This window comes from Pseudomonas synxantha BG33R, assembly GCF_000263715.2.
Taxonomy (GTDB): domain Bacteria; phylum Pseudomonadota; class Gammaproteobacteria; order Pseudomonadales; family Pseudomonadaceae; genus Aquipseudomonas; species Aquipseudomonas synxantha_A.
Map to the genome: position 1 here is coordinate 4934687 of NZ_CM001514.1, position 25257 is coordinate 4959943.

Consider the following 25257-nt stretch of genomic DNA (forward strand, 5'->3'; position numbering starts at 1 on the left):
CTCCATGTACGACAGAAAGCAACGCCACAAACCCATGGCGATTACAGATATAAAACGAACGACTACAACAAGCGCCGCTGCACCGCCTCATCCAACGTGCTGCGGGTCAGAGCTTGCACCACCTCGTGGGTGTCCTGGCGGAAAGGTACGGCAACGATCAACAACAATTGCATCCAGGTACGCAGCGACTCACTCTTGCGCACACGGCCCAGTTCTTTACCGTCCTTGTCCTTGAATACAGTCTCCAGGGTGAAGGTATTCTTCGCGGTAGAAGGGATATTGAAGACAGAGCTTTTGCTCCAGCGACAACAGGATTTGATGCAGGCGAAGAAGATGGTGAGTGAGTCAGTGTAGATCTACAACCGCGAGCGTCCGCACCTGTCTTTGAAATACAAAACGCCCGACGCGGTGCACCGGGCGCCAGGGTGAAATAGGTGTAATCCTATTTCAGGTCTAGACAATGCACCTTTACCACCAGAACTGACTTCCACTTCCCGTGAAGCTTGCGCTATTCCTTTTGCACCAATTAATTCACTCCATAGTAACGGTAAAGATCCGCATCAGGCCAAAGTTCGTCATATGCCGTTAACGTGCTTCGCAGGGCCTCGCTACGAGGGTCCTCGGAAGGATTCATCTTTGAAATTACAAATTCTTTAATTTCGGGCCACTGAAGCTCACGCATACAAAATGCCACAACTTCAAATGGCGAGTTTCCAGACATTAAGATCAATTTAAATCTATCTATAAAATCTTCTTTATAGCCAGGATGTTTTTTTACAAACTCCAAAATATTTAACAAAGACATCTCGTAGGAAATGTCTAGCTCTTCACCAAAAGCGGCTATAGCTATATCGCAAAGTTCATCAAACTCTTTAATGACGTCATTCATTTCGGCACCCAGGCACCTTTTCTTGAATTGCTAGGATCTGGCACCCATACTTTTTCTATATATCCCCCCCCACTTCAAGCCCTTTTTGAGAGAAAGCATTTTCTGCTGCGGCTTGAGCAGCCCGACCAGAGGGCTCATAGTGCCCTGATGCGGGAAAAAAGGGGACAGATTTGAATGGCACTTACTTAACCTTCTTCGGGTGTCCATTTCTCCTGACCTCGGCCCTTGCCGCCGAGCGCGTCTGCATCAGCATCGGGTAAGGCTTGGGCCTTCGTTTTATGGCGCGAGGTTCAATCCGTCCCGGCCGGTTTCCGACACGTTTTCTGGCGATCAGTTTGAGTAAATCCTGCACCCTATCGTCCTGTTCGTCGGAGCTGTACTGCTGCATCGCAAGGAATAATTGAAGGCTATGTTTAAAGCTAAGCTCGCGTGGCAAGCAATCAGCTAATAGCGCTGATTTGGCCATGATCATCCGAATCAAATTATGCGCCAGCAGATACACCCACAACTCTTTTACAGCCATGCCAGGCGTCTTGCAGCTCAACGTTTCAAGCCCCAGCGTTGTTTTGATATTGCGCAGATCCAGCTCAACATGCCAACGGTCTTTGTATAGTGATTTGAGCCCCGCTTTGGGGACTTGCTGCGGGCAGTTCAAAGTGGTCACCAGGATTTTTCCGCCGGTTTTCAGCTCACGCACTGTCAGTGTTTCAGGCGCATCGTCGTAATAAGTTTGGCTCATCCAGGAAGGTCGATTCCCAGGTTTTGTCAGCTCAACCAAATGATCTTCCGGCCCCAGCGATTGCCCGAGCCGAAAGTCGGTACTGCGCCGCCTGGCGCCATACTGCTCGAACACGCCATCGATCCCACGACGTTGCAGTTCGCACAGCAGAAAGTACGTTGCGTAGTAGGCATCGCCCAACACAATGTCGCCTCAATTCAGAGTGTCGAGCATCGTCCTGAGTAGCGTCTGTTCATCGCCACCTTTGCCTCGAAAGCGCCCCAGCGAGGCATCTAAAACAGCACCGCTGGCCAAGCAAATGATTCCTACCAAACGGCAGATGGGGAAACCCAGTCCTGCTTTCTGACCACGCGACTGCGGATAGGCAGCTTGGTTGGCCGCAGTGTCTGGCAGGGCCACTGTGGTGCCATCTACGAGGCGCACCGGACGCCCCATCCAGCGCCAGGATGGTGACGCGTTATTACTCATCGTTGATCCCGTGGAGCGCAACAATGTTGAAACCATCTCTACCGGTAACCGCGCCCGTGCTTTGCAATAAGCGCCGGTGTACACGCTGCTGGGGCTTAGCCCATCGCAGCAACGTCTGATCGAAAAATCATTCACGGCCTTCTGACAAGAACGGTCGGCATTCATGGCTTGAGCCAGAAACATCGACAGTGTTTCAGTCGGCGGGAACAAGCGTTGACGATGCTTGGGCATCACTGACTCGGCACGATGTAGCAGCGCCGGATCGGCTAGCAGCTTAAAGAACGCATCGGCATTGCTGTTTCTGGCGTGCTGCTGAATGCGCTGCTGTTGATGCCTGACGATTTGACGTCTACGATTCACGCGGGCTGTCCTTGTTCCAGTGGTGTGTGTTCGCAACTATCACCGTAGACCAAGGGCGGCCTTTTTCTATTTTTTTGTAATCAGATCAGCCGGTTAGCTGTTAAGTAAGTGCCATTCAAATCTGCCCCCTTTTTTCGCTCTTTCTTGTCAAGTAAGTGACGCTCAAATTTGCCCCATTTTTTCTTCTAGCTTCACCCCGACTCGACAATGAAGTCTTTCGCTAAAATCATCGCCTCAAAAAAACCAGAGAATGGAACTCTCAAAGTCGCGCTACTTAAGTCAGCAAAGATCTCCACCTCTAAAGCGTCCCCCCCTTTATCCTGATTAACTTGAGCAATAGGTTCACCTTTATATTGAATCTCCGCAGTTAGCCTTTTATAGCGACTATCACTAAAGCCCAGAACTTCAAAATCCGAATTACTTTCAAGTTTCATGGTTTCGCCTTAGGGTCCAAAAACCCAGAAAATGAGCCATCCTTATTGTAGCGCAGACCTCTTCCATCGGGAGCCCGGACCTCTAGCCCACCGCGACTCAAATTTGAGAATGTTGAATTTGGATTCTTGAGAACGTCATCAATAATACCGAGTGCAGTTGCATTTTGCTTTTCAATTCCACCTGTGAGTTTTGGGAACGTTCCAGTAGCTCGCTGGCCAGAAGCATGCTTTGTGAGCGCCCTAGCAGCCTCTGTCAGACCTTCCTTATTGATAGGATTTGAAGCTGCGGCAGATAGATCATCGAAAGTGCGGCCGCCGAAATTTTGCAGGGCGGAAGGCAATCCTTTTGCACCTCCCATCACAAGCCGACCTAATACAGCCGCGAGCCCCGCACCGGTGAGTTCACCGGCCATAAAATAGCCCCAAGCCTTGACGAACTCGTTAGCCGGTTGAACCCCTTCAAAACCTTGTCCTTGGGCCAGCTTCAGCTGTGCTTGAGCAATTTGGTCGTTAGTGGCACCTTTTTCCAGCATGTCCTTTGCCAGAGTAGTCGCCGCTGATCCGTATTCACTTAAGCCCGGTGAGAGATGTTCCAGAAAATTGTATTGCGTCATGTTCTGCGCAACCCACGCCCCAGTTTGCAGGCTATCCGCATCAGCATTGCTCTGTACCGATGCCGCAAGCACACCAAGCAACTGCGAGTTCATGACCAGCAAACCTTTCTTCTGGTCATCGGGCATGTCGGCGTAATTCTTGGCGAGGCTATCCAGCAATGCCTCATTCACACCCGCAGCCAGAGCCCCTGTGCGGAAGTCTCCTCCAGAAGCCTCAGCCGCTAACCCGCCCATCAAGGCATGTAGCCCAATCTTGGTAATGCCACCTTCTGCAAACCGGTTCTTGGAAACATCCCCGACCAGGTTGAATCCATAAGCCGCAAATGCGTTAGCCAAACTATTCTGCAACGCGTCGCCAAGACGGGCTTCGCCCCCGAGCGCCCGATCCACCAATAGGGATGTTCCGTTTTGCAGTACTTGGTTGGCGGTGAACTGCCCCACGCCTTGCCAGGTGCTCAACGGACTTACGGTGGCTACTGCACCTGAGTTGGGGAGTGCAGTGGAAGTGCCCGTCTGAGTGCCGGTCCATTTGTCATAGACACCTGCAGTCAAGCCCGCAGTGACGCCGGACACCACGTAGCCTTTCATCGCGTCGCTGGAAGTGACATCCTTTAAGACGGTGCTCAGGTTTCCACGGTTATTGATGGCGCTGATCGCACCGTTACTCGCCATGCCAGCAAGCACGGTACTGCCCGCAGCATTGGCCCATCCGGCAGACGTGGCCGCAGTCCCAACAGCCGTGGCACTCGCCATCGATGTCCCCGAACCCGCTGCGGCAATTGCACCGCTGGCGGCCCCCATCGTGAAGTACGTAACGATGATCGCAATGATGATTTGCGCGCCGGCGCCCAAGCCTGAATTGCTGTATTTGAAACTGTCGTGCAGTTCTTTAACCTGGCGCCAATCCACGTCCCCACGCTGCTCGGCCTCTTTTAGCCAGGCCAGTTGCGGGTCGGCTTTGACCATCACATCAATCGTCTGGCTAACCGTATTCTGATCGATCTGCTTGATGTCAATTTTCAAGCCATCGACGGCTTTAATCACCACGCTGCCTTCTGCAATCATCTGCGTCTGGCGTAGCGTCTCGTCGGTATTCCCCTTGCCCTTGGAACTGGTCCAGGCGAGGTCGCCCTTACTCTTGGTGTGGCTCTCGTCGTGCAGATCCTTCACCGCCTCAAACGTAACCGCCCCTCCACTGACAATCGCAATATCCCCGCCACTCTCAAGCTTCGCCGCCTGATACTTCTGATCCCCACCACTCTCCAGCGTCAAATCACCCCCAGTCTTGACCTCACTCCCGACATTCTTCACATCGGTCACTTCATCACGCTGAGTCTTCTTGCTGCCCCAACTGCCCTTCTTGCTCATGTCATACAGCGAGTAATGACTGTCTTGCGCCGCCAGCATTTGCAATTCGTTATCAGCGTGCACATAGGCTTCGTTACCCGCGCTGATCTTGCTGGCAACCAAAGTCAGGTCGGTGCCGGCGACAGCGATCAGGTCGCCGCCGGCTTTGAGTTCGGCGCTTTGCTGGGTGACGTTGTCCAGTTGGGTGGTGGTTTTGGTGCCGCCTTTTTTGCCTTTGGAGTAGTCGTGTTCTTCATTGGCGGCGGCGGCCAGGGTCAGGTTTTCGCCGGCTTTGACGCTGAGGTCTTTGGCCGCGCTGACAGTGCTGGCGACTACCGCGATGTCGCGACGGGCGTCGATGGCGAGGTTGCCGCCGACGTCCACGGCGGAGGCGTGTTGCAGGATGGTTTGCTCGGTGCCGCTGATGCGGCGGCGTTGGTAGGCGTAGTCGTCCTGTTCGGTCTGGCTGGCGATCAGCACATCACGCCCGGCGGTCACGCTGGCGTTGCCACCGGCTTTCAGGTTGCTGCCGAGGTTGAGCACGTCGCGGCCCGCGTTCAGCTTGAGCGTGTCGGTGGCTTCAAAGCGGGAGGCTTCGCTGGCCACGTCGTTGCGCAGTTGGTAGCCCTGGCCTTCCTGTTTGAAGGTGGTGACGGTGCGTTCGTTGATGATGTCGCCGGTCACCGCGGTGGCGCTGATGTCGCGGCCATTGATGATGCCGCCACGGCTGTTGCGGATCGAGTCGGTGGCGAGCATTTCCAGGCGGTTTCCGGCTTGCATCAGGCCGCTGTTGTCGATGTTGCCGGCGACCATGTTCAGGTTGTTGGTGGCACGCAGGGTGCCGCTGTTGTGCAGTCGCCGCCGTGATCAGCTCACGTCCTGGCCCTGGATCAGCGCGCCGTTGGGGGCCAGGCGGTGTTGGCTGGGCCAGGTAGAGCACGGGGGTCAGGACTTTCTGGCCGTTGACCTCGGCTTCTTCCATCCACACGATGTCGTGGGTCAGCGCCGCGACTTGTTCAGCGGTCAGCGATACGCCGAGCTGCAGGTTGAGCGAATCCTTGTACGAGATGGCGTTGTCCATCAGGTAGCGGAACAGTTGGTCATCGCTGGCGAGGCCGTTGATGTAGCGTTGGCCAGTGCGGGCCACCACGGCTTCGCGGATCAGGCGCTGCTCGTACAGACCGTCGCCCAGGCGCTTCCAGCTGGCATCGGGGTTGTAACCCAGTTTCCCGAGCAGGTAGTCGGAGCTCATGAACTGCTTGAGGTCGGTGAGCGCCGGGTTGGTTTCGATCAGGTATTTGTGGCTGTTATCCACCGGGGCAATGTCTGGCAGGCCTTGCACGCGGGTGATCGAGGGGGAGCGATTGTCCAGAGCCAGCGGGCCCTGGCCGTTGACTGCGCCGCTGACGGGCTGACTGTCGAGGTTGAAACCGCGTTCTTGCACGGCGGTGTAGTCGAGGTTTTTTTCGCTACGACCACTTAGAGTTGTTACAAGGACAGCTTGGCGACTTGCACCCTTTCATGCCGCAGGCTTATAGTCCGCCGGTCGCCCACATGGCGATTCAGGTTTGGCGACCTGACGGTAGAGAATGCGCAAGCTGATGGCTTTTTTGCAGCCACTTGCGCGCCTGCAAAGTCGTCTTATGACGGCTGTGCGCGGGAGACCTTCGGGTCTGCCGGTTTTCTCTACTGCCGGTTCGCCAACCTGCGTACAGCTGTCACCCATTCGTTTGGCGACGTTTGAGTGGTGGCATCAATCACTTAAGTAGAGAGTTTGAAAATGACCCGATACATCCCCCTGACAGGCCACGATTCAACCATCCCCGCGCTGGTGATCGACACCCAAGCTCCCCTTGATGTTCTCTATGATGCAGCCGCCTACCGTATTCGTGCGGTGACTCAATTTTTGGAAAACTTGGCGTTTCGGGAGCAGATTAGTAGTGATGCGGTTGTGCTTCACGATTTTGCATTGCTGCTGGCCATCCCTCTGAGGGATGGGTGTGATTTGTTGGATGTAATTAGTCGAAAAATGAGTTCGCAGAATTCATAAATAAAAAAGGGCGGTTTTCAACCGCCCGCTTGACTAAGCTCAAGCTTGCCAAGCAAAAAAACTCAATTATTAAAGAGCAATAATACGCCAAGGAAAACAACGGGCCAGGCTCCTTAAAAACCCTCATGCGTACATGCCCTGCTCTCTGACCCCGGTGGGATTTCAATACCTAGCCATTGCGGTATTTCAATGTTGCCTTCCACTATTTATAAGGCGTCGGCTTCCACGCTGCGGACATTTCGAGGCTGTATTACACGGCCTATACACTCGCTGTCTAAGCTTCGCAGTGCCGGTTACCCGAGCGCCACACAAGACTCGCTTCCGGTAGATGGCTGGTCCTTGCCGGACGGGGTTAGTACCCGCTCGGTTTCTTACGCCATTTCATGACAGCTTGCGCCGTCAATTCCAGGCGACCACGCTTTGTCTGGCGCACATAAATCCGTCCCCTTTTCCTTTCATCCCATTTCCCCACCGATAGCACAAATACTAGTGCCTTTTTTTGTCTTTACGACTTTTCAGCCATGACAACACCCAAATACCCGCACCTACTGGAACCCCGCAGTAAGCAGCGACTTTCAGAGAGGCATTGATAACGCCAGCCTCAAGCGCCCAATGACCCAGCTTGAAATATGCAATCGTCGCCACAAGTAAATTACCGACAATACCCACCATAAAAAAAACCAGAAAAAAATACACAACTAGCGTACCCAATAGGTACCAACCTACCGTTTTTGGCTTCATTTATTACTTCCCATATTAGATACACCACCGCTGACAATTTCAGACAATACAGAACCTGTCGCAGCTCCTGAGGTTTCGCTCGCAGTATTTCCTATTAATGGTTTCAACTGCCCTGTGATCACATTTCCGGATTTATAACCTATTGCAGTACCTAGCACAGAGCCCAGCAACGAATACTTCGCATCCTCGCCCTTGATTACACTGCCCAAATAAGCGCCGCTCAATCCGTATCCTTGAGTCAGCCAGAACCCCTTCCCTTGCGTTAATCCTCCAACCGTCGCGGCGATGGATACATCGGTGTAGTTAACGTCCTTACCCGTCGATAGCTGATAGCCGAAATTTGCACCGCCGGAAATCAAGGCACCCGCTACCAGCCCTCCTATCCCTACAGCAGGTGCTTCAACTGCCGCCAGGGGCAGACCAACACCGATTGACCATGCTTGTACAAGTCCATTGGCAGGCATTGGCCCATCAAAACCATCGCCCCGCAGGTGCGAACTCATTGCAGCGGTAGCCTGGTCTGGCGTTCCACCCTCTTTAAGCACTTTTTCACCTGCACTCACAGCCCCCGCAATGGCGGGCCCACCAATATGAAACTCATCATTATATTTTTTTGCGTTTCCGGCTACCCAGCTAGCGGTTGCAGGATCACCGTTGACTAGAGCACCCGCCAAAACGCCGACGAGTTGAGCGGTGCCTACCCGGAACTGGGTATCCGTGGCAAACCGGGAGTCCAGGTAGTTACCCAGTTTTTCCGTTGCCAAAGCTGTCAATCCTTCTGAGGCGGCGCCGGCTAAAGCCCCGGTCTTGAAGTCTCCACCTTTAGCGCTTGATAACGCTCCTCCCAATACAGCATGCATCAAGACTTTTTGTGCCGACCCTGGGGTTATTTTCAGGTACTCAGCCAAATCGCCCACCTGCTTGTTGCCAAAGGCTGCCGTCAGGTCCAGCCCTTCGGAAACTGCGGCTGCGCCAAGATTGTCCTTCAAGCTACCGCCGTTAATCGCCGTATTGATGCTGCCGGCTACCAAAGCGTGGGTAGTGCTGCGCAGCACATTGTCACTGACCGTGTTCCAGTCCAGCATGCTCTTGCTATAACCAGGGTTATTGACCCCGTCCGCGTTAAGAATCAACGCCCCGTCGGTATTCCAACCACCGACAGCGGTGTCTATTCCGGCCAGGACTCCGCTAGTGACCACTTGCGTCGCGTAACCCTTGATCGCATCTTTACTGGTGGCCGCTTTCAGTCCCGCACCAATATCACCGCCGCCATTGATTGTCCCAACCGCAAAGTTGCTAGCCATAGCCCCCGCGAGGGGCCCCAGGTAGATGCTGGCGACAATCGAAATAATCAGCGCGGGTGCGGCACCTAATCCCGATTGCTTATAGTCCCAGCTGTCGTGGATCTCCTTGACCATTCGCCAATCAACTTGCCCATTGGCTTCAGCTACTTTGATCCAGGCAAGCTGAGGCTCGGCTTGAACCATTGCATCAATCGTCTGGCTGACAGTTTTTTGGTCAATCTGCTTGAGGTCTATATTGATCTTACCGGCGGCGCGAATAGCGAGTTGCCCCTGCCCCACCATCAAGGTCTGACGTAATGTCTCGTCAGTACTGCCTTCACCTTTGGCACTGTTCCACGCCATATCGCTCTTACTCTTTTCGTGACTTTCCTGCCGCGAGTCTTTAACCGCCTCAAATGTCACCGAGCCACCGCTGACAATCGCAATGTCCCCCCCACTCTGGAGCTTTGCCGCTTGAAACAGCTGATTACTGCCACTTTCGAGCATCATGCTCGAACCGGCTTTGATCTCGCTGCCCACATGGGTGACCTGGGTCACCTCATCACGCTGAGTTTTCTTGCTACCCCAACTGCCCTTTTTATTCATGTCATACAACGAGTAATGACTGTCTTGCGCGGCCAACAGCTTCAGCTCCTCACCCGCCTGAATATAGGCTTCGTTGCCGGCGCTGATTTTGCTGGCAACCAGGGTCAGGTCGGTACCTGCAATAGCCACCAAGTTACCGCCAGCGTTTAGCTGAGCGGTTTGCTGGGTCACGTTGTCCAGTTGGGTCGTGGTTTTAGTATTGCCTTTTTTGCCTTTCGAATACTCGTGTTGCTCATTGGCCGCAGAAATAAGCGACACGTTTTCACCCGCTTCAACGCTCAGGTTCTTGGCAGCACTAACGGTGCTGGCAATAACCGCAATATCGCGCCGGGCCTCAATGGCCATGTGGCCGCCAACCTCCACCGTCGACGCATGTTGCATTGTGGTTTGCTCGGTGCCGCTGATGCGGCGGCGTTGGTAGGCGTAGTCGTCCTGTTCGGTCTGGCTGGCGATCACCACGTCACGCCCTGCGGTCACGCTGGCGTTGCCACCGGCCTTGAGGTTGCTGCCGAGGTTGAGCACGTCCCGGCCCGCGTTCAGCTTGAGCGTGTCGGTGGCTTCAAAGCGGGAGGCTTCGCTGGCCACGTCGTTGCGCAGTTGGTAGCCCTGGCCTTCCTGTTTGAAGGTGGTGACGGTGCGTTCGTTGATGATGTCGCCGGTCACCGCGGTGGCGCTGATGTCGCGGCCATTGATGATGCCGCCACGGCTGTTGCGGATCGAGTCGGTGGCGAGCATTTCCAGGCGGTTGCCGGCTTGCATCAGGCCGCTGTTGTCGATGTTGCCGGCGACCATGTTCAGGTTGTTGGTGGCACGCAGGGTGCCGCTGTTGTGCAGGTCGCCGCCGGTGATCAGGCTCACGTCCTGGCCCTGGATCAGCGCGCCGTTGGGGGCCAGGCGGTTGTTGGCCTGGGCCAGGTAGAGCACCGGGGTCAGGACTTTCTGGCCGTTGACCTCGGCTTCTTCCATCCACACGATGTCGTGGGTCAGCGCCGCGACTTGTTCAGCGGTCAGCGATACGCCGAGCTGCAGGTTGAGCGAATCCTTGTACGAGATGGCGTTGTCCATCAGGTAGCGGAACAGTTGGTCATCGCTGGCGAGGCCGTTGATGTAGCGTTGGCCAGTGCGGGCCACCACGGCTTCGCGGATCAGGCGCTGCTCGTACAGACCGTCGCCCAGGCGCTTCCAGCTGGCGTCGGGGTTGTAGCCGAGTTTGCCCAGCAGGTAGTCGGAGCTCATGAACTGCTTGAGGTCGGTGAGCGCCGGGTTGGTTTCGATCAGGTATTTGTGGCTGTTATCTACCGGAGTAATGTCCGGCAGGCCTTGCACGCGGGTGATCGAGGGGGAGCGATTGTCCAGAGCCAGCGGGCCCTGGCCGTTGACTGCACCGCTGACGGGCTGGCCGTCGAGGTTGAAACCGCGTTCTTGCACGGCGGTGTAGTCGAGGGTTTTTTCGCGGTCGGCGGCGGTGATGACTCGCCCGTTGACGCTGAAGTCACCCGTGGCGGTGTCCGCTTTACTCGCTGCGCCGCCTTTCGCTGCCTGGCCGCTGAGGCGGAACAAGCCGTTCTGGCTGGTCGGCAAACTGAAGCCGGGTAAGGTCACCGGGTTGACTTGGCGTTGGGCCAAGTCTGGCGGCAGTTGCGCGGTGATCGCCGGCTTGACGGTGGAGGCAAATACATCCGAGTTGGTGTTGCGGTTGGCCGCCGGGGTGTCGATGTTGGTAGCGTTCGGGCGGATGACGCTGTTGTTGATTTCTTTGGTTGCGTTAACGGTGACCGATCCGGCTGCCTGGATCACCGCTTGGGCGATCACGCTGCCAGAGGTGGGCACGGTGTAGTCGATAGGTGATGTGAAGTAGGTATCCGAGAACCTCGTCTTCTCAATGAACTGGTCGAACGTGTACTGACCCGGCTTATAGTCACTTGAGCTGGGATCGTTGCTACGGTTGAACTGTTCGACTTCGCTCATCAGCAATGAGTAAGCCGAACGGTTACGCGTGTAGTAGGCGTAACCGAAATTACGCTGCTCACCGCCGGCAGCGCCGGTGTTGTTCAGCACGTCGGTGTTGATCAGGATGTTTTTAGCGGCCGATACCGAGCTATAGAGGTTATCGAACGTCTGGCTGCCTACCGTGAGATCACCACCGGCATTGATGAACGCGGAGGCGGAGCTGCCTTTGATGACGTCCTCATAGGTTTCGACGCCGCTGAAACTCAGTTCGCAGCCTTTACCTTTGCAGTAATCGTTGCCGTAAACACCGATGCTCCCGGAAACCAGGCTTTTCTCCGTGGTGAACTGGTCGCGGCGGTTGCTCAGGGTATCCGCCAGCAAGCGCATGTTGCCGTCGCTTTCCAAGGTACCGGAGACGTTTTCAATCAGTGCACTGCGCCCATTGGCATCATCGCGTGCGATGTCGAGGCCACCCAGGCTGTAGACATCACCAAAACGGTTGCTGAAGTCGTTGACGCGCAAGGTCATGTCCTTGCCGCTGAACAACAGGCCTTTTTCATTGAGCAGATGCGTGGCGTTAAGGCGGACATTCTCGGAGCCGCCCAGGGTGCCGTAGTTGTTCAGGGCGCCAGCGTTGACCGTCAGGTCGCCTACCGAGGTCACGCGACCACGATTGGTCAGGACGTTGGTGCTCGTGACCTGGGTGATTGCACCACCACCAATACGAGCATTTTCACCCAGGTCCATGTTGGCGGCGGCGAGGGTCATGTCGCCCAGGCTGCTGACCCGGCCGTTACCGCTGTAGCCGCCGGTCAGGGTTAGCTTGAGGTTGCCGTTACTGGCCAGCAGGCCGTCGTTGGTCCAGGTGTCGCCGGTGCCGGTGAGGCTTTGTGCGCCGAGCAATTGGCCGCTGGCGGTCTGGGTGAATTGGCCAATGTCTAAGTTCAGGCGCCCGGCCTGGATCACACTGCTGTTGGTCCAGCTTGCTGCCTTGATATCCAGTTGGCCGTTGGTGACGAAGCTGCCACCGGCACGGGTGACTTGGTCGGACGTCAGGTCAAACGTGCCAGTGCCGGTATGCACGATGCGCCCACCGTTGTTATCCAGGCTGGCCGCTTGCAGGTTGAGGGTTTCGTTGGCGCTTTCCAGCGCGCCGAAGCGGTTATCGAACAGGCCCGTGGTACGAATATCGGTGGTGCCAACCCGGCCCATGGCGCGCAGGTTGCCGCTGACGTTGTTGATGGTTTGCGCGGCGAGGCGCAGGGTGTCGTCGCTTTCAATCAGGCCATAGCTGTTGCTCAGCGTGCCCGTCAGGCCGAAATCAATTGCGCGGGCGCCGACCTTGCCACCATTACCGACCTCAGTGCCCTGGTTATCGAAGTTCGCGGCCGTGACTTTGAGCAAGGTGTCGGCATACACACCGCCGCCCTGGTTATTCAAGGTGCTGGTGACGATGCGGTTTTCACCGCCCAGCGCCGACAGATGACCAAGCTGGTTGAGCAACCCGTCCCTGGCTGTGATATCCACCGATTGCGCCTGGGTGATGCCGCTGCCGTTATTGAACAGGCCGGTGACCAGTTTGATCCAACCCGTGCTGCTGTTGAGGATGCCGCCTGCGGTATTGGTTACGCTGGCCGCTTCCAGGTCCAGGTTGCCACTGAGGCTGTCGACCCGACCGCCCTGGTTGTTCAGGGCGCCACTGAGGCGCAAGCGGTTTTCGGTCTGGCTTTGCAGCGTGCCCTTTTGGTTGTTGAGCGCTTGAGCGGCAAGATCCAGCTTGCCCTTTTGGCTGTAAATCAAGCCGTCTTGCTGGTTGTGGATGTCACCGGCCAACAGCTTGATCAGCAGGTCTTTCTGGCTGGCGAGCGTGCCTTTGCCGCTGTTATCCAGGTCGCCGTTGGCAAGGGTCAGGTCGAGTCGATCCTGGCTGACCAGTTGGCCGCCTCGGTTGTCCAGGCTGGCAGCGTTCAGCAACAGTGCTGCGCCACTGGCCAGGCGGGCGTTGTTGGCGTTGATCAACGCACCACTGAGGGTGCCTTCCAGGGTGCCCTGGCTGATCAGTTGCCCGCCGCTGTTGTCCAGGCTTTGACCGATCATGGAGATATTGGCCGCGCTGATCTGGCCGCCACGGTTGAGGATTTCACTCTGGGCGTTGTTGAAGTCCAGCTGTTGACCGGCGGAAATCAAGCCGTTGTTGCCGTTGTCCAGGCGACCGGCAACGGTGAGGCCAACATCGGCCTGGCCGGAGATGATCCCCTGATCATTGTTCAGGCTGCCCGCGATGAGCGTTTGTTTGCCCAGGCTGACCAGGGCACCCGCCGCGTGGTTATCCAATACACCGGTGAGGTCGGTGTGCAACGTGCCACTCTTGCTCGACAACGTGCCCTCGGCGCTGTTGTCGAGGCTATTGCCGACCACCGTCAGACCGTTCCATCCGGAGATCAAGCCCTTGTTGGCGTTGAACACTGTATCCGCTTCAAGACGCAATTGATCAGCGCTGAGGATGACCCCACGATCACCGTTATCGATGCGTTTGGCAGCTACGGTGAACGCCGTCTGACTGGAGATTTCGCCTTGTTCGCGGTTGGTCAGGTTGGCCAGGCGCGCGAAGGTCAACGGGCCTTTGGCACTGATCAAGCCTGCGCTGTTATCGAGATTGCCGCCTTGCAGGTCGAGGGTTACGGCGCGTTCGCCGATCAAGCGGCCCTGACGCTGGATCAGCTGTTGGACGATGAGCTTCAAGTCGCCCTTGGCTGAGATTTCGCCATCCAGGCTTGAGTCGACTGTTTGCCCGGTCAGGGTCAGGTCCGCCTGGCTGTTGATCAACCCGGCAGTGTTATCGAGGTTGGCAGTGATCAGGTTCAGCGCCTGTTGACTGCCGATCACACCCGCGCGGTTATCCACATTGGCGGCAGTGACGGTCTGGCTACCGTCGCTGACGATGCGACCGCCCTGGTGATTGTCCAGCGCGCCGGTGTTGAGCGTCTGTAGCGTGCCGGCCGAGAGGCTGCCCTTGTCGCTGTTGTTCAAGGAGCCTGAGGTGGTAGTCAAAACCGTAGCGGCGGATATCTGCCCCTGGTTATGGTTATCCAGCGCGCCGGTGACCTTCAGGTCCAGCGCACCACGGCTGGCGAGCGCGCCACGGGCCTGGTTGTCCAGGCTGTCGGCTGCCACTTGCAGAACGCTCTTGGCGGACAGTACACCTTCCACGCTGTTATCCAGCGCCTTGGCGATACGTACCTGCAGGCTGTCGCCACTGATGACTTTGCCGCCGCGGTTATTCAGCGCATCGGCCATCAACAGGAATGACTGGCTGCTGGAGATTTCACCGCCCTGACTGTTGTCGACGTTGCCCAGGTTGTTCAGCAGCAGTTGGCCCGGTGTCGCGATCAGGCCGTGGTCGCGGTTGATCAGTTGCCCATGGTTCAAGTCCAGTTCGATGTTGGTGTTGCTGACCAGCTCACCACGGTCATGCTGATCCAGCCCACTCAGGGTTGCCTTGACCGTTGACTTGGCGAAGATCGACCCTTGCTGGCTGTTGTCCAGTTGCCCTGCGTTGAGGGTAATACCAGCGTCACTGCTGATACTGCCGCGCTGGCTGTTATTCAGGCCGGCACTGCGTACATCAACCTGCTGCTTGGCGCTGATCACACCGCCCTGGCTGTTGTTGAGCGCAGCGCTGACCAGCGTGGCTGTGCCATCGGCGAGTAGTTTGCCTGCCTGGTTGTTCAACTGGCCCTGAGTGGTGATCGACAACGCATTGGCTGCGGACAAAATGCCGCCCAGGCTGTTGTCCAGCGTACCGGCCTGGACGGTTAACGCGCCCTCGCTGAGTAGCGTGCCCTGCCCTTGGTTAAGCAGGTCGCCGGTCAGGGTGATGTCCAGGTCTTTTTGGCTGGTGACACGGCCACCCTGGCTGTTGTCCAGTTGCGCGCCGTTCAACACAAGGCTCTCACGCCCCGCCAGCAAGCCTTTGCTCTGGTTGAGCAGGCGTTGGACCGTGAGCGTCAGGCCGCTGTCGCCGATGACCTTGCCGGTGGTGTTGTTCAGTTGATCAGCGATCACCAGCACCTTTGCCTGGCTGGATATCTCGCCTTGCTGGTTAAGGATGGTCTGGCTGCGCAGGTCCACGCCGTGGGTGGCAGCGATAAGGCCGCCGTTGCGGTTATCCAGGGACGTGCCGGTCAGGTTCAGCGCACCGTCGCTGACGAGTTCGCCCGCTTGTTGATTGAGCACACCGACCGTTGCCTGCAAGTCGCCCTTGGCGCTGATGCGACCGGCGCCGTTTTCGAGCTGGTTGGCGTTGAGGGTCAGCGCACCATCGCTGCCCAACTTGCCGCCGTTGCTGTTGTTCAACTGATTCAGTTGCACGTGCGCTGCGGCCTTGGTGCTGATCACGCCGGCCAGGCTGTTATCCAGATCGCCGCCGGTGAGGGTCAGCGCGCCGTCGGCAATGACCAGGCCACCCTGGTTGATCAGGCTGTCGCCGTGCAGCGCCAGGGTAGTTTTGCTGGACACCAGGCCGCCCCGGCTGTTGTTCAACTGCCCTGCGGCTATTTGTTGAGCCCCCTGGCTGACGAGGTTGCCTTCATTACGATTGTCCAGCAGCCCGGCGACCGTCAGGTTCATCACGCCCTGGCTGGCAACGGAACCTTTGTCGCGGTTATCCAGGCTGGCAGACTGTACCGTCAGGCTGGTGGCGGAGAAAATCCCCAGACGGTTATCGATGGCACCGCTGGCGGTCACGTTGAGGTTGCTGCCCAGCAATTTGCCCGAACGGTTGTCCAGGGTCGTGGCGATCACGGTAGTCTGATCGGCAGAGACTTCACCCGCCTGGTTGCTCAATTGCCCGGCGGTTACACGGGCCTGCGCCTGGCTGGCGACCAGGCCGTTATCGTTAGTCAGTTGGCCGGCGTTGAGCGCCAGGTTCTTGAGGCCGATCACGCGACCGCTCTGGTTATCCAGTGCAGCGGTTACCGTAACGTCGGTGCTGTTTTCACTGTGCAGCAGACCGTTGGTGCGGTTATCCAGGCCGGTGGCCGTGACCTTGAGCGAGTCCTTCCCCAATACACGACCGCCACGGTTGTCGAGTTGGCCGGCGTTAACCACGGCGCCTATACCGCTCAATGTGCCACCTTGATTGTTCAAGGTTTGGTTGGCTGTCGCGGTGAGGGTTCGGCTGGCAACCACGCTGCCGCTATTGCTCAGGTTCGCCGCGTGCAGGCTGACATCGCCACTGGCATTACGGCTTTCATCGGCGTTGACACCGGCTTCGATGATGCCGCTGTTGACCACCGTGCCACCGCTGGTAATGGTGATACTGTCGCGGGCCGCCAGGCTTTTCTGGTTGTTCAGGCCCGCTGTGGTTTGCAGATCGATTCGCGTGCCGGCATACACAGCCCCAGCAGCGTCTAATTGACCGGCCTTGACCACCACCGCTTCGCTGGCTTTGGCATTGGCCATGCTCAAGCGTCCATTGGCATCGAGCTGAATATCCCCCCCACTGGCCATCAACGCACCGTCGAGCTTCACGCCCACACCGGCTTCAGTCCCCACCAGCTTGATCGCCCCGGCATACATCCCACCCAACGCCGTCGAGTCAATCGCCAGCTCCGGCTTGGCGCTGCCGTCATCGGCCCGTGCGGTTGCACTCAAGGTCTGCGCATTAACATCATTGCGCCCGGCAACCACGCTCAAGTTGCGCGCATTGATCTGCGCATTGATCTTGGCCGAGCGGGTGATGATTTCGAAGCGGTCGACGTTGCTGGCGTTCAAGCCCTGGCCGTCGATAGTTACGGCACCGCCATCGACCTGATAGCGATCCAGGCGGCCGTTATCGAGGATGGGTTTGCCAGTGGTCAGGGTAACGTTGGGGGTGTTGATGAAGCCGCAGCCACTGCAGGTGATGCCGTAGGGGTTGGCGACGATGACCTTTGCCGACTGGCCCGCCACTTCGGTGTAGCCGCGCAATTGGCTCGGGCTGCCACCGTTGACTTCGTTGAGGATGATATTGGCAGCGCGGCCCTGCAGGTTCGGGTTGCCGAGGATGATGCCGCCCAGTTGCGTCGATTGGGTACGGTCGGTGGCGTTGTTGAGAATCACGCCATTGGCGCCGACGTTGTAGTCCTTGAACTGGTTGTGGGACAGGCCCGCGCCATTTGGGGTGGCGATATTCACCACCGGCACGCCATTGCCCGCCGCGCCCACGGTGGTGCCGGGCGTGCTGACCACGATGCCTTCGGCCTGGGCCAGCAGCGGCTGCCAAAACAGCGCATTGGCCAGGATCAGCGCCAGGCCACGTTTGGGCAGGCCGAGGAACGCGTCACGGCTTTTCAGGGCAGCAGATGGCTGGCGAACCAGGAAGGCAAATTGGCGAACATCCATTTCAAATTCTCGTTGCAACTGGGCGTTGAATTACAGGAAGAAATCCATGCGGAAGTAGATCGGTGCTTCACGCTCAAGCAGCGCGGCCGGTCGTTCCAGCGAGTGGGCAAAGGTCACGCTGGTACTGACGTGTTTGCCGCGGGCGAACAGCTCAAGGGAGTTGCTTGAGACGCGGCCGTGCACTTCGCCGTTGTAGCGGCCATTGCGGATCACGCCCTGGTCGTAGCCCACGCTGGCGCCGTATTCGCCGAACACCGGGCGCAGCCAGCCGAGCGTCACCGGGCGGCTCCAGCGCAGGTCATTGCGCCAGTAGCCGCCACTGTCGCCGGTCAGCTGCTGATCCTTGTAGCCGCGTACCGACGCCGAACCGCCGAGGCTCATGCGCTGAGGACTGAACAGCACGTCTTCACTGCGTTGGCCGGTGGCCAAGCTGGTAAAACTGAACGACTCGCCCCATAGCGTGAACGGTTGCAGGTAGCTGACGGTGGCGGTGTATTTGCGGTAGCGGGAGTTGGCCAGTCGATTGCCGTTCTGATCGCGCTCATGTTGGGCCTGGGCATCAAGCAAACCAATGCCGTCCTGCATACCGAGGTCAATGTTGACAAAAGCACTGCCAACTCGCCGACCGTGGTTGATGCCCCACTGCAACTCGCTGAGCCGATTGCTGCTGACGGCCAAGCGGCTGTCTTCGATGTAATTGTTGGTACGCAGGTGGGACAGGCCGACGTTGAGCGAGGTTTTGCTCACGGCATCACGGTGGATCACCCGCTCAGCGCGCAACTGATGGTTTTCACTGTCCCCGGTTTGCTTGAAGTCGAAACCATCGCCCTGGACGACCGAACGGTAGTCGCTCTGGTTGTAGCTGTAGCTGAAGTTCCACCAGCCCCAGGGCACGTTGTAATACAGCATGGCGTTTTTTGAGGTTTTCTGGTGATCGCTGACGGCGTCGTGGCCGCCGCGCAGAATCAGCTGATCGGCCAGGCCCAGCGGGCTGTCCCATTCAAAGCCGGTACCCCACTGCTGCTCGCCAGTGCTTTTCTGTCCATCGTTGTTACGTGAAAGGCTGGCACGCCATGGCTTTTGCGGGTTGTTTTTGACCAATACCGCGCTACCGCCCACGGCCTCGCCCGGGGTCAGCTCCATTTGGGCTTGATTGGACGGCAAGCGGTTGAGTTGATCGACAGCCTGCTCGATTTCTCGCAGGTTCAATATCTCGCCGCTTTTGCCGGGAAAGGCCATGGCCAGTTCGCGGTCCGACAGCTTGCCGGTGCCGGCGCCCTTCAGGCCTTCAAGCTTGCCTTCCACTACCAGGACTTGCAGATGCCCTTTGGACATATCCTGCTGCGGCAAGTAGGCGCGGCTGGTCACCAGGCCTTTGTCGATGTAGTAGTTGGTGATGTCTTTGAGCAGGGCATTGAGTTGTGCAACGCCCAGGCACTGACCGGCGTACGGTTTGAGTAGACGCTCGCGTTCAGCGGCAGGCAGGTGGTCGGCACCCTGGAGTTCAATGGTTTGGATCGGGAAGCAACGGCTGTCCACCGGGGCTACGGGCGCTTCGGGCCGGGCCTCTTTGCCAGGCAGTTCCTTGAGCTGCTCAAGGCGGCGCTGTTGGTCTTCCAGCAGGCGGTTTTGCCGCTCGCGGATCAGGTCCTGATCACCGGGGAGGGTTGCCGCCATTACGCTGTGGGAAACGAGACAGGCAAGCAGGGCAATACTCAGTGAATACCGAGTCCGTGGCAGCTGGGAAGACATGTTCGATCCATCGAATTTACGAAGGGTGGCAAACTAACATCGTCCGCCCCTCACGCCAATAAACCGACGGTACTTTAGGAAAAGTCTTAAAAACACGTAAGCATCTGACATAGAAGAAAAATAATCAGATAGGAAGGAATTTCGTTTGAAGTTCCGGGCTGGTTTCCGACCAGTGGTATCAGATCTGATACACATCGAAGGCGCATCCGAACGACCGGACTATTCGGTCCGCACCGGTCCGCGTATGAGTATTTGAATTTAAGGAATGTTTTGGACGGCGACGGAATCTGAGCAAGAGATGACCCAGCGTCGACGAGATCGGCCAAATGACAGGCAAAAAAAAAACCCGGAAATCCTCACTTGCGTGGGCCTTCCGGATTTTCTAAACCGCCAAAAATGGTGGGTCGTGTGGGATTCGAACCTACGACCAATTGGTTAAAAGCCAACTGCTCTACCAACTGAGCTAACGACCCGCTGTGTGGTGGCGCGTATAATACTGATTTCTAAGGATTATTCAACACCTTATTTGAAATAAATCAGAAAAAACGCATTTGAACGGTAATTCGGTGAGCAGAACGCCTCTCGCAGCCGCCGGATCAGCGCCCCGGCTCGTCGTTCCACAGGTACTTATGCAGCTGCAATTGCAGGCGTACCGGCAGGTTGTCCGCCACTACCCAGTCAGCCAGCTCACGGGCGTTCAGGTCGTGATGGCTGGGCGAGAACAGCACCTCGCCCGCGCGACGCTCCAGGCCATACTGGATCAGCTTGGAAGTCGCCCAGTCATAATCGTCGCGGGAACAGATGACGAACTTGACCTGATCGTTGGCCGTCAACAAGTCGATGTTCTCGTAGCGGTTGCGGTGGGCTTCCTTGGAGTCGGGGGTCTTGAGGTCGACCACCCGGCTTACACGCGGATCGACAGCGGAAATGTCCAAGGCGCCACTGGTTTCCAGTGAGACCTCGTAACCGGCGTCACACAGCTGCTTGAGCAAGGGAATGGCATTGGGTTGCGCCAACGGCTCACCGCCCGTCACGCAGACGTAGCGCGGCCGGTAGCCGGCAACCTGCTCCAGGATGTCGTCGAGGGTGCGCACGGTGCCGCCGCTGAAGGCGTAGGCGCTGTCGCAGTATTGGCAACGCAATGGGCAGCCGGTGAGTCGTACGAATACGGTGGGCAGGCCAGCAGTGCGCGTTTCACCCTGCAACGAGTAAAAGACTTCGGTAATACGTAATGTGTCTTGCATAGTCGCCACGGGCGTAACAGCTAAACAGGCTGTCCGCCTCCGTCAGGCACTTCAAGGGATTGCGCCAACGCGCCAACCCCAGGAAGCGTGTTTCATAAAAGGGCGTGGATTCTAACGAAAAAACCCGCGCCAGGCGCGGGTTTCTTCTAAACGGGCGGTATTGCTTACAAGCGTTGCAGATCGCGCTGGGCCAACTGCGCGGCGGAGGTACCCGGATACTGGGCAACCACCTGCTGCAGAATGCCTTTGACCTTGTCGGTGTGACCTAGGCGGCGCTCTACGTCAGCAAGCTTGTACAACGAGTCCGGCACCTTGGCGTGCTTGGGGTACAGCTGGCTGACCTTGGCAAAAGCCTGGCCTGCCCCCTGCAAATCACCCTTTGCCAGGTTGACCTCACCCAACCAGTACTGAGCATTGCCCGCGTACTGGCTGTTGGGGTACTTGCGCAGGAATGCGGTAAAGGCCTGGCTGGCCTTATCGAAATCCTTGGCTTTGATCAGGTCGAAGGCTGCATCGTAATACAGCTTTTCCTTCGCCGGATCACCCGGTTCACTGCTGGCGGCAGGGGCAGCCGCGGCGGCCCCAGCTGCAGCACCACCGGCAGCAGCGCTTGGCGCGCCACCGGCAGCAGAATTATCAGGAGTAGCGGCAGGTGCAACGCCGGCTCCAATACGACGATCAAGATCCTGGTATCGCTCCAGGCCTTCTTGCTTGAGCTGGTTCACCTGGTTCTGCAGCACTTCAATGGCGCCTTGTTGCTGCGACAATTGATCCTGCATGCGTTGCAGCTGGTTGAACAGCTCGCCCTGTGCCGAGGGAGCGGACGTAGCCGCTCCCCCCGCATAGGCGCCGTTCGTGCCATAACCTGCTGGCGGATAACTGCTCCCGCTATTGTTATAGCCTGAGTTGCTATCCGTTACAGGAACCGCAGCCCACACCGCAAGCGGGGCGAGGCTGAGAGCCAATACAGTCAGAGCACGACGGCACGTTCGCATGACGAATTACTTACGCAGTTCGACGCGACGGTTCTGAGCCCACGACTGTTCGTCGTTGCCAGTTGCAACTGGACGCTCTTTACCGTAGGAAACCAGTTCCAGTTGGCCTGGAGCAACACCTTGCAGTACCAGGTAGCGCTGAACGGCTTTCGCACGACGCTCGCCCAGTGCCATGTTGTACTCACGAGTACCACGGGCGTCAGTGTTACCTTCCAGAACAACGCGAGCGCCGTTAGCTTTCAGGTCCTTGGCGTGAACGTCCAGAGCGCGCATGGCTTCTGGCTTCAGGTCCGAACTGTCGTATTCGAAGTAGAAAGTGGTGATAGCGCGCAGAGCAGCTTCTTCGCTCAGGGAGCCGTCGACCGCACCAGTGTTAGCGCCGTAACCAGCGTTTGGATCAACAGCTGCGCCTTCACCGGCATTGTCGCCGCCTTTAGAGGAGCAACCAACGGCTACGGACAGAGCCAGAGCCAGAGCAGCAAACTTACCAAACTTCAGCATTTCCATCGTGAAACTCCTAATGAACCCCAGTGTGTTAAGTACTTCTTTTTGTAGCGCCGCGTCAGTTCAGGTAAGGGGACCAGGATGGTTCTCTGACTTCGCCTTGTGCGGTAGGAAGTGGGAGCCTTACGCGTCCATTGATGGACACGAGCATCAAGACTCCCCGGCCCTGCTGGCGGGTGGCGTAGATTACCATGGTGCCGTTGGGCGCAACAGTGGCTGACTCATCAAGGTTGGTATCTGTAAGGATTTTAACGGTTCCGCGCTGCAAATCCTGGGCCGCAACCCGGAAATTAGTGAAACCATCCTGACGGTGAATCATCACCAACGTCTTTTCATCGGCCGAAAGCTTGGGGTTGGCGTTGTAGTTACCGATAAAGGTCACACGCTCAGCACCGCCACCGTTCACGTTTGCCTTGTAGACCTGAGGCTTGCCGCCACGGTCGGAGGTGAAGTAGATGGTCGAACCATCCTTACCCCAGAACGGTTCGGTGTTGATGCCCGGGCCGCTGGTCACGCGACTCAGTTGGCGCGAGGCCATGTTCATCACGTAGATATCCGGGTTGCCGTCCTTGGACAGCACGAAAGCCAGGCGCGAACCATCCGGCGACCAGGCTGGCGCACCGTTGAGGCCTTCAAAGTTGGTGATCTGCTCGCGACGACCCGTATCAATGTGCTGCACAAAGATGCGCGGGCGACGCTGTTCGAACGATACGTAGGCAATACGCTTGCCGTCCGGCGCGAAGCGCGGCGACAGGATTGGCTCACGGGACTGCAGCAAGGTCACTGCACGTGCACCGTCGTAGTCCGAACGCTGCAGGGTGTAGCGGGTGTTGTCTACAGAGAAACGCTCAGCCGTGACATACAGCAGGCGCGTCGAGAACGCCCCTTTGATACCGGTGAGCTTTTCAAACGACTGGTCCGAGATGTAGTGGGCCATGTCGCGCAGTTGCTCGGCGGTACCCGATACGCTGCCGGTCAATACCTGCTGCTCGGTGGCCACGTTGAACAAGGTGTACTGGATCTGCAGGCGACCACCGGCCGGCGTGATGTTGCCGACCATCACGTACTGCGCGCCCACGGCTTTCCAGTCACGGAACACGACTTCGCTGGCCTGGTTGGGCTGGCTGATCATGTTGCCTTTGGGAATCGGCGCGTAGTAACCGGAGTTACGCAGGTCGTCGCTGACGATCTGGGCCATGTCGTCCGGCAGCACGCTGCCGCCCTGCCAACCGAACGGTACTACCGCAATCGGTGTGGCCCGATCACTGCCGCTGGTTACCAGGATGTTCTTTTCATCCGCCGCCGCTATCCCTGCCATACAGCAAATAACGACAAGCATTCCTCGAAGAAGGTTTCTCACAAGGCTAGATCCTCAGGTGTGAATGTCATCTTGAATGAACGATAGGGAGCGAAGTCACTTGGTTTCATTCCCTGCATCTCGGTCAACCGGCCAATATTCTTGACCGCGGCAACCGCTGAACTGTCGAACGTACCGTCACCACTGGACTTGGCCACGCTGACCGAAGTCACCGTACCGTCCGGCAACATGCCGATCTGCAGCACTACTGTCATGCCTTTGCGTGCCGAAGGTGGACGTGTCCAGCCTTCCGCTGCCCGCGCCCGAATCAGGTCGTCGAAACTGCCCGCGACTTCATCACCACGTTCATCGGCCAGGGCTTGCTGACGCTGCGGCGTGTCGGAAAGCAAATCTGCCAGGGCCTGGGCCTTTTTCTCTTCGGCGGATTTGCGTGCTGCTTCCTGAGCCTTTTTCTTGGAGGCGTCGGCGGCAGCTTTCTTCTTCGCTTCGTCGGCGACTTTCTTCTTCGCCTCGTCTGCTTCAGCTTTTTTCTTGGCGTCTTCGGCGGCTTTCTTCTTCGCGTCTTCGACTATCTTTTTCTTGGCTTCTTCAGCGGCCTTTTTCTTGGCCTCTTCCTCGGCAGCCTTCTTGGCTTCTTCTTCAGATTTCTTCTTGGCTATATCAGCCAATTGTTTCTCTTCAGCCTTTTTGGCTTCGGCAGCTTTCTCGGCTTTCTTGGCTTCATCAGCCTTTTTCGCCTCGTCGGCTTTCTTGGCTTCGTCGGCCTTTTTCGATTCCTCGGCCTTTTGAGCCGCCTCTTCTTTCTTTTGTTCCGCAGCAGCCTTCACCGCTTCCTGCTCGACCTTCTTCTGTTCCATCTGCTCGACTTCAGTCTGGCGCGCAGCCGACTTCTGGGCTTCACCCGCAATCTTCTGATTGGTCTGGGTGGTGGCCTGGCTTTTCGATTTCAGCTGATACAGGGTCGCCTGCACGATCGGCTTGGCTGGCGGCAGGTCCGGGGTCATGGCAAAGCTGACAAACAGCATGCCGAACACCAGGACGTGCAGGGCTATCGCCCACACGCCAGGCCAGAAGTAGCTTTCCGAGGCGGACGGCTCTCGCTGTTGCTGCATCAGGGCGCCTCGGTAATCAAGCCAACGTTACCGACGCCGGCTTTCTGCAGCCCGCCCATGGCACCCATGACGGAGCCGTAGTCGACCGATTTGTCGCCGCGGATAAATACCTGGGTGTGCTTGCCGCCTTCGTTGCCGGAGCGAATGATCTTGGTCACCGCATCGGTCATCGCCGGCAAGGTCAGGGCCTTGTCCTGCTGCTTCTGGGTGTCGACTTCGCTGCCAAGGTTCCAGTAATAGGTCTTGTCAGCCTTGATCGAAATGGTCAGGACCTGCGTGTTGTTGTCCTGCGGCAAGGCTTCACTGGAAACCTTGGGCAGATCAACCTTCACGCCCTGGTTGAGCATCGGCGCGGTCACCATGAAGATCACCAGCAGCACCAGCATCACGTCGATGTAGGGCACTACGTTCATCTCGGCGACCGGCTTGCGCTTTTTGCGAGCTCGAGCGATTAAAGCCATTGGGAA

At 57.4% G+C, this 25257-nt stretch carries 12 protein-coding genes, 1 tRNA gene and 4 pseudogenes; 2 read left to right on the top strand and 15 right to left on the bottom strand.

What is annotated here, in order from left to right; translation table 11 throughout:
* Positions 1 to 62: 62 nt before the first annotated feature.
* Positions 63 to 284: pseudogene (locus tag PSEBG33_RS27710) on the bottom strand (hypothetical protein); the annotation flags it as partial.
* Here PSEBG33_RS27710 and PSEBG33_RS29005 point away from each other — a divergent pair.
* Positions 268 to 429: pseudogene (locus PSEBG33_RS29005) on the top strand (integrase core domain-containing protein); the annotation flags it as partial. The pseudogenes PSEBG33_RS27710 and PSEBG33_RS29005 overlap by 17 nt on opposite strands.
* 97 nt (positions 430 to 526) lie before the next feature.
* Here the strand turns inward: PSEBG33_RS29005 and PSEBG33_RS27715 are convergent.
* The 4 genes and pseudogenes from PSEBG33_RS27715 to PSEBG33_RS05955 form a co-directional block, all read right to left on the bottom strand.
* Positions 527 to 889: a hypothetical protein gene (locus PSEBG33_RS27715; RefSeq protein WP_032803692.1), complete on the bottom strand. Its 363-nt coding sequence runs from the start codon at positions 887 to 889 to the stop codon at positions 527 to 529.
* A 181-nt stretch (positions 890 to 1070) separates the two neighbouring features.
* Positions 1071 to 2456: pseudogene (locus PSEBG33_RS28060) on the bottom strand (IS4 family transposase).
* A 191-nt stretch (positions 2457 to 2647) separates the two neighbouring features.
* On the bottom strand, positions 2648 to 2890 hold the full coding sequence (locus PSEBG33_RS27725; RefSeq protein WP_032803693.1) for a hypothetical protein: 243 nt from the start codon (positions 2888 to 2890) through the stop codon (positions 2648 to 2650).
* Positions 2891 to 3477: 587 nt separating this feature from the next.
* Positions 3478 to 6265, bottom strand: a pseudogene (locus tag PSEBG33_RS05955) (DUF637 domain-containing protein); the annotation flags it as partial.
* Positions 6266 to 6631: 366 nt separating this feature from the next.
* Between PSEBG33_RS05955 and PSEBG33_RS27735 the strand changes: the two are divergent.
* The gene (locus PSEBG33_RS27735; RefSeq protein ID WP_194439062.1) at positions 6632 to 6901 is read left to right on the top strand and encodes a hypothetical protein; all 270 of its coding nucleotides are present in this window, start codon (positions 6632 to 6634) and stop codon (positions 6899 to 6901) included.
* Positions 6902 to 7387: 486 nt separating this feature from the next.
* Here PSEBG33_RS27735 and PSEBG33_RS27740 read toward each other — a convergent pair whose 3' ends face one another.
* The 10 genes from PSEBG33_RS27740 to tolR form a co-directional block, all read right to left on the bottom strand.
* The gene (locus tag PSEBG33_RS27740; RefSeq protein WP_032803698.1) at positions 7388 to 7642 is read right to left on the bottom strand and encodes a hypothetical protein; all 255 of its coding nucleotides are present in this window, start codon (positions 7640 to 7642) and stop codon (positions 7388 to 7390) included.
* Complete coding sequence (locus PSEBG33_RS05950) at positions 7639 to 17865, bottom strand: filamentous hemagglutinin N-terminal domain-containing protein (protein ID WP_005790889.1); 10227 nt, start codon at positions 17863 to 17865, stop codon at positions 7639 to 7641. Before PSEBG33_RS05950 ends, PSEBG33_RS27740 begins: the two co-directional genes overlap by 4 nt.
* 30 nt (positions 17866 to 17895) lie before the next feature.
* A complete protein-coding gene (locus tag PSEBG33_RS05945) occupies positions 17896 to 19617 on the bottom strand; it encodes a ShlB/FhaC/HecB family hemolysin secretion/activation protein (RefSeq protein WP_005790891.1) in 1722 nt (573 codons plus the stop codon).
* Between the two features lie 397 nt (positions 19618 to 20014).
* A tRNA-Lys gene (locus PSEBG33_RS05940) sits at positions 20015 to 20090 on the bottom strand.
* A gap of 123 nt (positions 20091 to 20213) precedes the next feature.
* Positions 20214 to 20861 carry a 7-carboxy-7-deazaguanine synthase QueE gene (gene queE / locus PSEBG33_RS05935; protein ID WP_005790893.1) on the bottom strand — a complete coding sequence of 216 codons (648 nt, stop codon included), beginning with the start codon at positions 20859 to 20861 and terminating at the stop codon, positions 20214 to 20216.
* A 164-nt stretch (positions 20862 to 21025) separates the two neighbouring features.
* On the bottom strand, positions 21026 to 21856 hold the full coding sequence (gene ybgF / locus PSEBG33_RS05930) for a tol-pal system protein YbgF (protein ID WP_005790895.1): 831 nt from the start codon (positions 21854 to 21856) through the stop codon (positions 21026 to 21028).
* Positions 21857 to 21862: 6 nt separating this feature from the next.
* Positions 21863 to 22363: a peptidoglycan-associated lipoprotein Pal gene (gene pal / locus PSEBG33_RS05925; protein WP_003193861.1), complete on the bottom strand. Its 501-nt coding sequence runs from the start codon at positions 22361 to 22363 to the stop codon at positions 21863 to 21865.
* A 55-nt stretch (positions 22364 to 22418) separates the two neighbouring features.
* On the bottom strand, positions 22419 to 23699 hold the full coding sequence (gene tolB / locus PSEBG33_RS05920; RefSeq protein ID WP_032803700.1) for a Tol-Pal system beta propeller repeat protein TolB: 1281 nt from the start codon (positions 23697 to 23699) through the stop codon (positions 22419 to 22421).
* A gap of 17 nt (positions 23700 to 23716) precedes the next feature.
* Positions 23717 to 24790, bottom strand: a complete 1074-nt coding sequence (tolA, locus tag PSEBG33_RS05915) for a cell envelope integrity protein TolA (protein WP_005790902.1) — start codon at positions 24788 to 24790, stop codon at positions 23717 to 23719.
* Complete coding sequence (gene tolR, locus PSEBG33_RS05910) at positions 24790 to 25242, bottom strand: protein TolR (protein ID WP_161793227.1); 453 nt, start codon at positions 25240 to 25242, stop codon at positions 24790 to 24792. The genes tolA and tolR overlap by 1 nt, the downstream gene beginning before the upstream one ends.
* Between the last annotated feature and the right edge of the window lie 15 nt (positions 25243 to 25257).

Coding starts and splice junctions, on each gene's coding strand:
- PSEBG33_RS27735 (WP_194439062.1), top strand. CDS start 6,632: ATGACCCGATACATCCCCCTGACAGGCCACGATTCAACCATCCCCGCG.
- PSEBG33_RS27740 (WP_032803698.1), bottom strand. CDS start 7,642: ATGAAGCCAAAAACGGTAGGTTGGTACCTATTGGGTACGCTAGTTGTG.
- pal (WP_003193861.1), bottom strand. CDS start 22,363: ATGGAAATGCTGAAGTTTGGTAAGTTTGCTGCTCTGGCTCTGGCTCTG.
- ybgF (WP_005790895.1), bottom strand. CDS start 21,856: ATGCGAACGTGCCGTCGTGCTCTGACTGTATTGGCTCTCAGCCTCGCC.
- PSEBG33_RS05950 (WP_005790889.1), bottom strand. CDS start 17,865: ATGGATGTTCGCCAATTTGCCTTCCTGGTTCGCCAGCCATCTGCTGCC.
- tolA (WP_005790902.1), bottom strand. CDS start 24,790: ATGCAGCAACAGCGAGAGCCGTCCGCCTCGGAAAGCTACTTCTGGCCT.
- queE (WP_005790893.1), bottom strand. CDS start 20,861: ATGCAAGACACATTACGTATTACCGAAGTCTTTTACTCGTTGCAGGGT.
- PSEBG33_RS05945 (WP_005790891.1), bottom strand. CDS start 19,617: ATGTCTTCCCAGCTGCCACGGACTCGGTATTCACTGAGTATTGCCCTG.
- tolB (WP_032803700.1), bottom strand. CDS start 23,699: ATGCTTGTCGTTATTTGCTGTATGGCAGGGATAGCGGCGGCGGATGAA.
- PSEBG33_RS27725 (WP_032803693.1), bottom strand. CDS start 2,890: ATGAAACTTGAAAGTAATTCGGATTTTGAAGTTCTGGGCTTTAGTGAT.
- PSEBG33_RS27715 (WP_032803692.1), bottom strand. CDS start 889: ATGAATGACGTCATTAAAGAGTTTGATGAACTTTGCGATATAGCTATA.